The 11,823-nt window shown below is 74.3% G+C and carries 11 protein-coding genes; 4 read left to right on the forward strand and 7 right to left on the reverse strand.

Going from position 1 to position 11,823, the window contains the following annotated elements; translation table 11 throughout:
• Positions 1 to 5: 5 nt before the first annotated feature.
• From JK356_RS10840 to JK356_RS10860, 5 genes are all read right to left on the reverse strand, one after another.
• A complete protein-coding gene (locus tag JK356_RS10840; protein WP_201867438.1) occupies positions 6 to 1,025 on the reverse strand; it encodes an ABC transporter permease in 1,020 nt (339 codons plus the stop codon).
• A gap of 72 nt (positions 1,026 to 1,097) precedes the next feature.
• Positions 1,098 to 1,889: an SDR family oxidoreductase gene (locus JK356_RS10845; protein ID WP_201867439.1), complete on the reverse strand. Its 792-nt coding sequence runs from the start codon at positions 1,887 to 1,889 to the stop codon at positions 1,098 to 1,100.
• The gene (locus JK356_RS10850; RefSeq protein ID WP_201867440.1) at positions 1,886 to 3,406 is read right to left on the reverse strand and encodes an FGGY family carbohydrate kinase; all 1,521 of its coding nucleotides are present in this window, start codon (positions 3,404 to 3,406) and stop codon (positions 1,886 to 1,888) included. Before JK356_RS10850 ends, JK356_RS10845 begins: the two co-directional genes overlap by 4 nt.
• Positions 3,399 to 4,367, reverse strand: a complete 969-nt coding sequence (locus JK356_RS10855; protein WP_201867441.1) for a transketolase family protein — start codon at positions 4,365 to 4,367, stop codon at positions 3,399 to 3,401. Before JK356_RS10855 ends, JK356_RS10850 begins: the two co-directional genes overlap by 8 nt.
• Complete coding sequence (locus JK356_RS10860) at positions 4,364 to 5,245, reverse strand: transketolase (protein ID WP_201867442.1); 882 nt, start codon at positions 5,243 to 5,245, stop codon at positions 4,364 to 4,366. Before JK356_RS10860 ends, JK356_RS10855 begins: the two co-directional genes overlap by 4 nt.
• 465 nt (positions 5,246 to 5,710) lie before the next feature.
• Between JK356_RS10860 and JK356_RS10865 the strand changes: the two genes are divergently transcribed.
• The 3 genes from JK356_RS10865 to JK356_RS10875 all read left to right on the forward strand — a co-directional run bounded on the left by JK356_RS10865 (position 5,711) and on the right by JK356_RS10875 (position 9,873).
• The gene (locus JK356_RS10865) at positions 5,711 to 6,541 is read left to right on the forward strand and encodes a universal stress protein (RefSeq protein WP_201867443.1); all 831 of its coding nucleotides are present in this window, start codon (positions 5,711 to 5,713) and stop codon (positions 6,539 to 6,541) included.
• 370 nt (positions 6,542 to 6,911) lie between these two features.
• Complete coding sequence (locus tag JK356_RS10870) at positions 6,912 to 7,682, forward strand: transglycosylase SLT domain-containing protein (protein WP_201867444.1); 771 nt, start codon at positions 6,912 to 6,914, stop codon at positions 7,680 to 7,682.
• 250 nt (positions 7,683 to 7,932) lie between these two features.
• Positions 7,933 to 9,873: an AfsR/SARP family transcriptional regulator gene (locus JK356_RS10875; RefSeq protein WP_269137125.1), complete on the forward strand. Its 1,941-nt coding sequence runs from the start codon at positions 7,933 to 7,935 to the stop codon at positions 9,871 to 9,873.
• A gap of 111 nt (positions 9,874 to 9,984) precedes the next feature.
• Here the strand turns inward: JK356_RS10875 and JK356_RS10880 are convergent, their stop codons facing one another.
• Positions 9,985 to 10,290, reverse strand: coding sequence for a hypothetical protein (locus tag JK356_RS10880; protein WP_201867446.1), 306 nt, complete (start codon positions 10,288 to 10,290; stop codon positions 9,985 to 9,987).
• Positions 10,291 to 10,421: 131 nt separating this feature from the next.
• Positions 10,422 to 10,889: an Lrp/AsnC family transcriptional regulator gene (locus JK356_RS10885; protein ID WP_201867447.1), complete on the reverse strand. Its 468-nt coding sequence runs from the start codon at positions 10,887 to 10,889 to the stop codon at positions 10,422 to 10,424.
• A gap of 106 nt (positions 10,890 to 10,995) precedes the next feature.
• Between JK356_RS10885 and JK356_RS10890 the strand changes: the two genes are divergently transcribed.
• Positions 10,996 to 11,787 (forward strand): bifunctional 2-polyprenyl-6-hydroxyphenol methylase/3-demethylubiquinol 3-O-methyltransferase UbiG, encoded by a 792-nt coding sequence (locus JK356_RS10890; protein WP_201867448.1) that lies wholly within the window; start codon positions 10,996 to 10,998, stop codon positions 11,785 to 11,787.
• Positions 11,788 to 11,823 lie beyond the last annotated feature (36 nt).

Raw genomic sequence — 11,823 nt, forward strand, 5'->3', positions numbered from 1 at the left:
GGTTTTCACCGGGCCGTCCGGCGGCGGAGCACGTCGAGCATCACGGCCAGGGCGATGACGACGCCGATGATGATCTGCTGGACGAACGGGGACACGCCGAGCAGGTTGAGGCCGTTGCGCAGCACGCCGATGATCAGGACGCCGAAGACGGTGCCGCTGACGGAGCCGACGCCGCCGCTGAGGCTGGCGCCGCCGATGACGACGGCCGCGATGGTGTCGAGTTCGTAGCCGGTGCCGATGCTCGGCTGGGCGGAGTCCAGCCGCATGGTCATGAAGACGCCGGCCAGGCCGGCCAGCAGGCCGGTGACGGCGTAGACGAGGACGGTGGTGCGCTTGACGTCGATGCCGGCGAGCCGGGCGACCTCCGCGCTGCCGCCGATGGCGTACAGGGAGCGGCCGCCGGCGCGGTAGCGCATGTACAGCCAGCCGGCTGCGAAGAGGATGACGAGCGTGAAGGTGGCGACGGTGAAGACGCCCAGGTAGCGGGTGACGGTGAGGTTGCTGAACCAGTCGGGGAAGCCGACGATCTGCTGGCCGTCGGTGATGACGTTGGCCAGGCCGCGCGCGATGGACATCATGGCGAGCGTGGCGATGAACGGCGGCAGCATCGTGTAGGTGACGCCCAGGCCGTTGGCGAGGCCGCAGGCGCCGCCGACGAGTATCGCGGCGAGGGCGCTCAGCCACACGGGCCATCCGGCCTCGTGGCTGAGCCAGCCCAGCACCATGGATGACAGCGCGAGCACCGCGCCGACTGACAGGTCGATGCCGCCCGCGATGATCACCCCGGTCATGCCCAGGGCGAGCAGGCCGAGGACGACGGCCTGGTCCAGCACGTTGAGCAGGTTGTTCTGCGTGAGGAAGTGGGGCGTTGCGATGAAGAAGACCACGCACAGCGCCGCAAGCCCCAGCGCGGGCCCCCGGGAGCCGGTGAGGAGTGACACTCCCCAGGACGGCAGCCACGGGCGGCCGGTCTCCGACGGCGGCGAGGTGTCTGCTGGCGGCATGGTGTTCTCTGTCGTGCTCATCGGTGTGGTTCCTCTCAGTGGTGCGGCGTCGCTGCCGCGCGCGTGCCGGTCGCCGGGGGCGCCGGCGGCGCGTTAGTTCATGAACATCCCGCCGTCGACGTTGATCGTCTGGCCGGTGATGTAGCCGGCCTCGGGAGAGGCAAGGAAGAGAAGCAGGTGGGCGATGTCGTCGTGGGTGCCGGCGCGTCCGAGGGGGATGCCGGCCACCCATTCGGCCATCAGCTCGCCGGGCTGGTAGTCGCCGAGGAGCCGGCCCCACTCGCGGTCGTTGTAGTCCCACATGTCGCTGCCGACGATGCCGGGGCAGTAGGCGTTGACGGTGATGCGGTCCGGGGCGAGTTCCTTGGCCAGGCTCTGGGTGAGGCCGACGACCCCGAATTTGCTGGCGGCGTAGTGAGGGGTGTAGACGAAGCCCTGCCGTGCCTGGCCGGAGGCGGCGTTGAGGATGCGGCCGCCGTGGCCGTGCCGCCTCATGATCGCGGCGGCGGCCCTGGCGCACAGGAAGGTGCCGGTGGTGTTGACCGCGAGGACTTTCTGCCAGTCGGCGAGGGTGAGGTCTTCCAGGCGGCTGATGGTGATGACGCCGGCGTTGTTGACGAGGACGTCGAGCCGGTTCCAGGTGCGTTCGGCGAGGGCGAAGGCTGCTGTCACGGCCGTCTCGTCGGTGACGTCGGCCTGTACGCCCAGGACGGTGGCGGGGCTGGTGGCGTCCAGCTGGGTGGCGGCGTCCTCGACGGCGGGGTCGGCATCGATCACCAGCACGGCGGCGCCCTCGTCGGCGAACCGGGTGGCGATGCCCCGCCCGATGCCCCGGGCGGCGCCGGTGACCGCGACGGTCCTGCCTGCGTATCGTCCGGCGTTCATGCTGGTCCTCCTTGCGGGCTGCTGCTGTGCGGTGGCTGTCCCGGGGGGTCGCGCCGTTCGGGGGCGCGGAGCCGGGCGCGGTGCACGGCGGTGTGCCAGTGAGCGCGCCGGCGGGCGGCGCCGGCGGGGTCTTCGGCGGGGTGGTACCGGTCGCGGGGCCGGTCCAGCGCGGCGAGTTCCCTGTGGGTCCAGACGCCGGCGGCGAGTCCGGCGAGGTGGGCGGCGCCGAGTGCGGAGGTTTCGCGTGCGCGGGCCCGTTCGACGGTGCGCTGGCCGGTGTCGGCCTGGAGCTGCATCAGGACGGGGCTGGCCGCGGCGCCGCCGTCGGCGAGCAGGCGGGTGACGGGGGCGGTGTCGCGTTCGATGGCCGCGACCACGTCCTCTACCTGGAAGGCGATGGACTCCAGGGCGGCGCGGGCCAGCTGGGCGGGTCCGGCGCCGAGCGTCAGACCGCTGATGAGGCCGACCGCCTCGTCGTCCCACCAGGGTGCGCCGAGGCCGCCGAAGGCAGGGACGATGACGACGCCTTCGCTGCTGGCGGCGGCTGAGCGGGCCAGCTCGTCCGGGGTGGTTCCCAGCAGGCGGGCCAGCCAGGAGACGGTGGCACCGGTGGAGCGGATGTTGCCTTCCACGCCCCAGACGGGCCGGTCGGTCTCCCAGGCGACGGTCAGGCACAGGCCGGGTGAGAGGGGGGTGGCGGCGGGGGCCGCGGCCATGACGGACGAGCCGGTGCCGTAGGTGGCCTTGACGGTGCCTGGTTCCCAGCCGGCGTGGGCGAACAGCGCCGCGTGGGAGTCCCCCAGTACGGCGGTGACGGGAACGCCGTCGGGCAGCGGGTCCAGTCCGCGGGTGGCGGGAAAGGGGCCCTGGGAGGAGACGACGCGCGGCAGCGCCTGGGCGGGCACGTCGAACAGGCGGGTCAGCCGCTCGTCCCAGGTGCGCCGGCGGACGTCGAGCAGCTGGGTGCGTGAGGCGTTGCCCACCTCGATGAGGTGGGTGCCGCCGAGCTGCCACAGCAGCCAGGAGTCGACGGTGCCCAGGCACAGGTCGCCGGCGCGGGCGCGGTGGCGGTCGGGGTCGTGGGTGTCCAGCAGCCAGGCGGCGGTGGGGGCGGAGAACATCGGGTCCAGCGGCAGTCCGCTGGCCTCGCGGACCAGGTCCGCCTCGGGTGCGGCGCGCAGCAGGGCGGGGTGGCCGGCGGTGCGCTGGTCGAGCCAGCTGACCAGAGGGCTGAGGGGGCGGCCGGTGGCGCGGTCCCACAGCAGGAGCGATTCGCGCTGGGTGCTCAGGCCGACTGCGGCGATGCGGGCCGGGTCCTGGTCTTGCAGGCAGGCGGCCACGGCCTGGCGGCAGCTGGTCCAGATGTCGCTGGGGGACTGCTCGACCCAGCCCGGTGCGGGGGTGTGCAGCGTGAGCGGGGCGGAGGCGCGGGCGATGATGGTGCCGCTGCGGTCGACGAGGACCGCCTTGGTGGCGCTGGTGCCCTGGTCGATGGCGAGGATGAGGGGCTCAGCCATCGTTGTTCCCCAGCAGGTCGCGTGCGGCGGCGGCGATGCCGGCGGCGGTCAGGCCGAAGTGTTCCAGCAGGAAGGCGGGGCTGCCGGTGGGTGCGAACTCGCGGTGGACGCCGAGGATGCGCATGGGCACGGGGTGGTGCTGTGCCACCAGGCTGGCGGCGGCGGCGCCGAGGCCGCCGGTGGTGGTGGCTTCCTCGGCGGTGACGATGCCGCGGGTCTCGCGTGCGGCGCGCAGGACGGCGTTGGTGTCGAGCGGCTCGACGAACGTCATGTTCAGGACGCGGACGCCGATGCCGTCGGCGCGCAGCTCGCGGGCGGCTTCCAGGGCGCGGGAGACCATGGTGCCGATGGCCAGCACGGTGATGTCGTCGCCGTCGGTGAGCTGGAGGGCGCGGCCGGTTTCGAGGGGGGCTTCGCCGGGGGTGACGGAGGGCACCTTGAAGCGGGGGACGCGCAGGTAGACGGGTCCGTCGTGGGCGGCGGCCCAGCGCACCGCGGCCCGGGTCTGGGCCGGGTCGGCGGGCACCAGGACGGCCAGGTCGGCGATGGCCCGCATCCAGGACAGGTCCTCGATGGAGTGGTGGGTGGGGCCGAGTTCGCCGTAGGCCATGCCGGGTGACTGGCCGCACAGGGCCATGGGCAGGCCGTTGTACGCGGCGTCGGTCTTGATCTGTTCGGTGGCGCGGCCGGTGAGGAAGGGGCCGGCGGCGCTGACGAACGGGAGCAGTCCGCCGTTGGCCAGGCCGGCGGCGACGCCTACGAGGTCCTGTTCGGCGATGCCGACGTTGATGAGGCGGTCGGGGTACAGCTCGCGGAAGCGGACGAGGTTGGAGGAGCTGACCGAGTCGTTGCAGACGGCGACGACGCGTTCGTCTTCGGCGGCCAGCGCGATCAGCTCGTCTGCGAAGGCCTGCCGGCAGTCGTAGGTGGGGGCGGGGGTCTGGACGAGTTCCGCGGTCATCGGCTCAGTTCCTCCAGCGCGGCGTGGACCTGCTCGGTGGTGGGCACTTTGTGGTGCCACTCCGCTCGGTCCTCGATGAACGACACGCCCTTGCCCTTGACGGTGCGGGCGATGACGGCGACGGGCCGGCCCGTGGTGGAGGGCCGGAGGGCGGACAGCAGGGCGGCGTGGTCGTGGCCGTCGGCCTCGCGGGTTTCCCAGCCGAAGCTGGCCCACTTGTCCGCCAGGGGTTCCAGCCGCGTGGTCTGCTCGGTCCGGTCGCCCTGCTGCAGGCCGTTGCGGTCGACGATGGCGGTGAGGGAGTCCAGGCCGTGGTGGGCGGCGGTCATGGCGGCCTCCCAGTTGCTGCCCTCCTGCAGCTCGCCGTCGCCGAGGACGACGAAGGTCCGGTAGGAGCGGCCGGAGAGGCGGGCGGCGAGGGCGCAGCCGACGGCGACGGGGAATCCGTGGCCGAGCGGCCCGGTGTTCGTCTCCACGCCGGGTACCTTCCTGCGGTTCGGGTGGCCGTTGAGGGGGGAGAGCGGTGCCATGAACGCGGACAGCTCGGACCGGGGGAAGTAGCCGCAGTGGGCGAGCGTGGCGTACAGGGAGGCCGCGCAGTGGCCTTTGCTGAGGATGAAGCGGTCGCGGTCGGGGTCATCGGGGCGTGCCGGGTCGTTGCCGAGCACGCCGCCGAACAGGGTGACGAGGATGTCGGTCACCGACATGTCGCCGCCGATGTGGCCCATGCCCGCGCGGTCGATCATGGTTACGACGCTGCGTCGCACCTCGGTGGCGAGCCGCTCGAGATCGCGGGCCTGGCCGGGCAGGTCGGCGTCGGCGAGCTGGTGTCGCCAGGTGCGGAACCGTTCGGCTGCGGCGGGATCTGCACTGAGCATCTTGGAACGTCCTTGGATTGCGCTGATCCGCCGGCCCGGCAGGGGGCACGGGGCGCGGATCACAAAGAAAGTGAATATCTATTCACTAGTGGTTTTTGATGCGGCTCAATGTAGGGCGCTGCGCGGCCGAAGGTCAATGGATGTGCGGCATCCGGAGCGAGCCAGCCAGTCGGCCCCGGCCAGGGGCAGCCAGAAGCCCTCTGCATTCCCGTTTGCCCCGCATATCACCGCTCTCCCCCATCCGGCGCCCCGGCTCCGGGGCGCCTGGCGGCGTGTCCGGTCCGGGCAGCCGAGCCTCCGACCCGGTGGGGCACCCGGTACGGGGCGCCCGGCGGCGTGTGTTCCCGCATTAACACCACCTGACGGTCTCAGTCAGTAGCCGGACGGTCACGATCCGGGGGCGCCGTCGGCGGCGGGTTGGCGGAGACAGCCGGGCTGGGCGAGGCTGGGCCCGGGAGCGGAGGGATGCGCGTGAGCAGCCTGGTCGTCGTCGGCGTGGACGGGTCCCGGTGGAGCGATGCCGCGGTCGTGCAGGCCGCGCGGGAGGCGGCGTGGCGGCGCGCGCGGCTGCATCTGGTGCACGTCGTCCCCCGGCCCGTGAGTGCCGTGGGGGTGCCGTCGCTGGATCTGGCGCCGCTGCGGCGGCTGACCCGCCAGGCCGCCGCGCTCGCGCAGGAGGCGGCACCGGGGATCGAGGTCTCCGAGACGGTGGAGGCCGGTGCCACGGTGCCCGTGCTGGCGCGGGAGGCGCGCGGTGCCGGTCTGGTGGTCACCGGCAGCCGGGGCATGGGCGGATTCACCGGCATGCTGCTGGGCTCCACGGCGGAGTCGCTGTCCGCTCACAGCGAGTGCCCGGTGATGGTGGTCCGCGGCGACACCGAGCACGCCGGGCCGGTCGTGCTGGGGGCCGACGGTTCACGCAGCGGGGAGTGGGCGGTGGAGTTCGCCTTCGCCGAGGCGGCGCTGCGCGGCGCCGGGCTGGTTGCCGTGCACGCCTGGTCGCCGGAGGGAAAGGCACCGGAGCGACGGGACGAGGAGGCCGCCGAGCGGCTGCTGACCCGGGTGGTCGCGAGCCGGCGCGAGCGCTATCCGGAGGTGGCGGTCACGCGGGAAGTGGTCCGCGGTGAGCCCCGCCAGACGCTGATCGGCGCAAGCGCGGCGGCGCAGCTGGTGGTCGTCGGCGCCAGGGGCGGGGGCGGGTTCCTCAGGCAGCTCCTGGGGTCGGTGAGCAAGGCGCTGCTGCACCACGCGCACTGTCCGGTCGCCGTGGTGCGGAATCCCCGGGCGTCCGGCTGACGGCGGCCGCGGCGTGGCGGGCGCCGCCGGGTGCCGATACGTCGCGTACGGCTGCGGCTGCGCACCGCAGGCAAGGGGGCGGGATACTCCTCACGGTGCGTGCAAGCGGGCACTCCGGTCGGTGACGGCGCGCGGGGCGGGGTGTGAGGCCGCGCACGGGACGCGCGTCACATCCGAAGGCCGGTAGGAGCGGGTGAGGGTGCGGCTGCCCAGGCGGGACGGGGCGGGGCGGCAGACGGGGGCGGCGGGCTACGAAGCGGCTTCGCAGACGGCGGTTTTCCGGTGGCGGCACGCCGGTTCCCACACTGGGCCAGGCCGCACCACGGCGGCACCACTCCCCCAGCAGTCGTGAGGATCGAGGTACGCCTTTATGACCGCCACCACCGGCACCCGCCGCGCCACGACCCGTTCGGTCGCCCTGGCGAGCGCCGCCGTCGCCGGCGTCGCGGCCCTGGCACTGCCTTTCGCCCCTGTGGCCGCCGCTGACGACGCGCACCACGGTTCCGCTCCGGCGGCCGAACGCGCCGACGCTCCGGCCGCCGCTACCCCGCGGGCTTCCGAGATCGTCTACGGCAAGACAGCCTCGCTTGGCGGCGACGACCGCGACGACGCCGGGCAGGAGAGCCAGGACAAGCAGGACGGCGACGGGCACGGGGAGCGTTCCGGCCGGGACGGCCACGGCAGCGACCGGGACCGCGGCCACGGCTCTGGGTCCTCCCAGGAGCGGCACGAGGACCGGGGCCGCGGTGCCCGGTACCACGAGGACGGCACGCTGATCACCGTGGAGCGCCACCAGCAGCCCGAGCCGCAGCCCGCTTCCCGGGAGCAGATCGACCGCTGGATCGACCAGGCCCTGGAGATCATGGACGAGCACGGCATCCCGGGCTCCTACGAGGGCATCTACCGCAACCTGATGCGCGAGTCCAGCGGTGATCCGCTGACGATCAACCTGTGGGACTCGAACGCGCACAAGAACATCCCGTCCAAGGGGCTGCTCCAGGTGATCGAGCCGACGTTCGAGCAGTACCACGTCGAGGGCACCAGCACGGACATCTACGACCCGGTCGCCAACATCGTGGCCGCCTGTAACTACGCGGCCGACCGGTACGGCTCCATGGACAACGTCGACAGCGCCTACTGACAGTGCTGACAGCGCTCTGCTGACGGCGCTTGCGGGGCGGCACCGCCGCCCGCAGCCCGTGGCTTCCCGTGCCTGTGGCGCGGGAAGCCACGGGCTTCGTGCTGTCCGCCCGCGCTCCCGCGCCCGCTGCCGCGTCCCCGCCGTGCCGTCTGCTGTGCCGTTTGCACTGTCGCGCCGGGCCGCTGGCCCGCTCGCCGGGGCGGGGCGATGGTGGGGCGGGACGTCGGCGTTCGGGGAAACGGGGGCGGTCATGGAGTTCCAGGTGCTGGGAGGCCTCGGGATTCGGCGTGAGGGACGGTTCACGGAGCTGTCCGGACGGCTGCAGCGCACACTGTTCGCCATGCTGCTGGAGCGGGCGGGGCAGCCGGTGCCGGTGGATGTGCTCACCGATGCGCTGTGGGGAGCGCAGCCGGTTCCCCGGGCGGGGCAGAAGCTCCAGGTCCATGCGCACCGGCTGCGCCGGCTGCTCGGGGAGCCGGAGCGGCTGTCGTTCACCGGAGGCGGGTACCGGCTGCGGGTACTGCCGGGAGAGCTGGATGCGCAGCGGTTCGAGACGCTGGTCGCGGAAGCGGTGCGCGCCACCGGGCGGGAGCCGCGCGGTACGGCGCAGTCACTGCGTGAGGCGCTGGCCCTGTGGCAGGGGACGCCGCTGGGTGACCTGGAGGTGCCGGTGCTGGCCGACTGGGCGCACCGGTTGTCGGAGTGCCGCCTGACCGCGCTGGAGACGCTGTACCAGGCGGAGCTGGCCGCGGGCCGGGAGGCGGAGGTCGCCGGCGAGCTGGCTGGTCTGGTGCGTGCGCACCCGCTGCGGGAGCGGTTTCACGGCCTGCTGATGACGGCGCTGTACCGGGCGGGGCGGCCCGCTGACGCGCTGGCCGCTTACCGGGCGGCGCGCGAGGTGCTGGCCAGTGAGCTGGGGCTGGAGCCGGGCCCGGCCCTGCGCGGTCTGCAGCGGCGGATGCTGGCCGGAGCGCCGGTGGGGCCGGACGGCGGCACCCCCGCGGGGGCGTGCCCGCCGGCGCAGCTGCCCGTCAGGGTGCGGGGGTTTACCGGCCGGGAGGCGGAGCTCGCGGAGCTGGACCGGCTGCTGCTGGCCGGGGGGCCGGGGGCGGTCGCGGTGGTGGCGGGGACGGCCGGGGCGGGGAAGACGGCGCTGGCGGTGCACTGGGCGCACCGGGCGCGGGCGCGGTTTCCGGACGGCCAGCTGTACGTGGATCTGGGCGGCTACGGTCCCGGCCGCCCGGCCGGGCCGGAGGAGGCCCTGGCGGGGCTGCTGCGGGGGCTGGGGGTGGACGGCGCCGCGATGCCGCCGGGGAGGGACGAGCGCGCGGCGCGGTTCCGCTCACTGGTGGACCGGCGCCGTCTGCTGGTGCTGCTGGACAACGCCCGCAGCGCCGAGCAGGTGCGGCCGCTGCTGCCTGGCGGCACGTCGTGCGTGACGCTGGTGACCAGCCGTGACGCGCTGGCCGGGCTGGTTGCCCGGGAGGGGGCCCACCGGATCTGCCTGGACAGGCTGCCCGCCGGGGATGCCCGGGCGCTGCTGCGCGCGCTGGCGGGTGAGCGCGCGGCGGCCGAGCCCGCTGCGGCGGGGGCGCTGGCCGAGCGGTGCGCTCGGCTGCCGCTGGCGCTGCGGGTCGCCGCGGAGCTGGTGCGGTCGCGGCCGGCGGGCGGGGTCGCGGCGCTGGCGGCGGAGCTGGCGCGCGCGGAGGAGGCGCTGGATCTGCTGGATGCCGGGGGCGACCCCCGTTCGGCGGTGCGGTCGGTGTTCTGGTGGTCCTACCGGGTGCTGGACCCCGCGGCGGCCCGGGTGTTCCGGCTGCTGGGGCTGCTGCCCGGAGAGGGGGCGGACGTGCGCGCCGTGGCGGCACTGGCCGGGAGCGGGCCGCGCGAGACCCGGCGGGTGCTCGGGGCGCTGCTGCGTGCGCATCTGGTGGAGCGGACCGCCGCCGGCCGGTTCCGGGTGCACGGACTGCTGCGGGCGTACGCCGCTGAACTCGCCGGTGCGGCCGGTGAGCGGGAGGCGGCGCTGGAACGGCTGCGGGATCACGACCGGGCCGCCGCGGCGGGGGCTGACGCGGGGGTGCCGGGCGGGTACGGCCGGGTCACCGGCGTCTGCCGCGGCGAGGCGTTCCGCTGGCCGGGCGGCGGGCGAGCGGCCGTGCTGGCGGCGGCGCGGGATGCGGGGGCCTGAGAAGCGGGCCGTGCGCCGGGGACGGCCGCCAAGCGGGAGGGAGGCCCGGCACGCGCCGCGGGAGGGAGCGAGGCGTGCCGGGGGCTTCGGTGTGCCGGTGCCGCGGCGGCGTCAATAGATGTTGACGTATCCCCACCAGCCGTCGGCCGAGGACGCGCAGTAGCCCTCGACGGCGGGGGTGGCCGCCACGTGGGCGGCGACGCCGTCGGCGCACGCCACCGCGTCCGGGTACCAGGACAGGCAGCGGAAGCCGGGCTGCGGCGCCGGCTCGTTGCCCGGGCAGGACATCGGCGTGACGTCGGCGGGCGCGGAAGCCGCGGCGGCGGACGGGGCGAAGGCGAGCGCGCCGCCCAGGGCAGTGGCCGCCACGACGCCCGCGGTGGCGACGGCGCGCTGGGTGAAGGTCTTCAGGGTCATGACTGCTTTCTCCTGTGATCGCCGTGCTGACGGGCTGCCAGCAGGCGCCGGACGGTCTGTCAGCGTCAGCCTGGCGGGCGGGGATGACGCCTGGCTGACGGTCCGCTGACCGCGGCGCGGGCGGGGCCCGGTCAGGGGCGGGAGTCGTCGGCGGGCGTCAGGACGTGGGTGGCGGTCTGCTGGTAGATCACTGAGCTGCGGAAGGTCATGACCTCGCGCCGGGCGCTGACGCGGTCCATGAGGAAGGCGTGCAGGCGCTCGATGTCGCGGACGGCGACGTGGATCACGATGTCGTCGTCCCCGGAGACGACGAAGACGGACAGCACCTCGGTGAGCTGGGACAGGTAGTCCTGGAACCCGGTGATGACCTCGCGGCTGAGCGGGCGGAGGCGTGCGAAGACAAGCGCCTGGAGGTTGCGGCCGAGGGCGCGGGGGTCGACGGCGGCGTGGTAGCCGGTGATGACGCCGCGGGCGCGCAGGGCGCGGACCCGTTCCAGGCAGGTGGAGGGGGCGACGCCGACGAGGCGGGCGAGTTCGCGGTTGGTGAGCCGTGCGTCCCGCTGGAGATAGGCCAGGATCGCCGAATCTGTGTCGTCCATGGTCGCCTTCTCCCGGGTCGTGCCGAACGTCGTTCGGGGATCCGCCCATTGTGCCGGATCTTGATCTACATTCGCTGTGCGCTGCCGCACACGGAGAGGATGCGCGATGACGAGTCCCGCCCAGGGCCAGGTGACGACCGCGGTGGAGCACTACGACCGGCTGCTCGCCGAGCACTACACGTGGATGCTGGGCGGGGACATCCCGGCGCTGGCCCGGGCGCAGCGGGCGGAGTTCGCGCGGATGGGGGTGGAGCCCGGGGCGGCGGGGAGGGTCGCCGTGGATCTGGGGTGCGGGCCGGGGCACGCGAGCCTGGCGCTGGCCGGGCTGGGGTTCGACCCGGTGCTGGCGGTGGACCTGAGCCAGCCGCTGCTGGACGAGGTTGCGCAGCACGCGGCGGGGCTGGCGGCGGTGCGGCCGGTGCGGGCGGATATCAGGACGGCGCTGCGGGAGCTGGTCGCGCCGGGGTCAGCGGGGGCGGTGGTGTGCCTGGGGGACACGCTGACGCACCTGCCGACGCGGGGGGACGTGGCGGCGCTGGTGCGGGATATCGCGGCGGCGCTCGCGCCCGGCGGGGTGGCGGTGCTCGCCTACCGGGACCTGTCGCGGCCGCTGACGGGGACCGACCGGTTCGTTCCGGTGCGGACCAGCGAGGACCGCATCATGACGTGTTTCCTGGAGTATCCGGACGACTTCGGCGACTACACGGTGGTGGTGCACGACCTGGTGCACCAGCGGCGCGGTCCGGACTGGACGCTGCGGGCCGGCAGCTACCGCAAGCTGCGCCTGGCGCACGCGTGGGTGCTGAGCCAGTGCCTGTCGGCGGGACTGCGGCTGGTACGGGAGAGCGCGGAGGACGGGACGTGGACGGTGGTGCTGCGGCGTGACGGCCGCGGCTGACGGCCTACCGCGCCCGGCCCCCGGCTGGCGGCGGGC

This window comes from Streptomyces sp. 7-21 (assembly GCF_016741785.1).
Classification (GTDB): Bacteria; Actinomycetota; Actinomycetes; order Streptomycetales; family Streptomycetaceae; genus Streptomyces.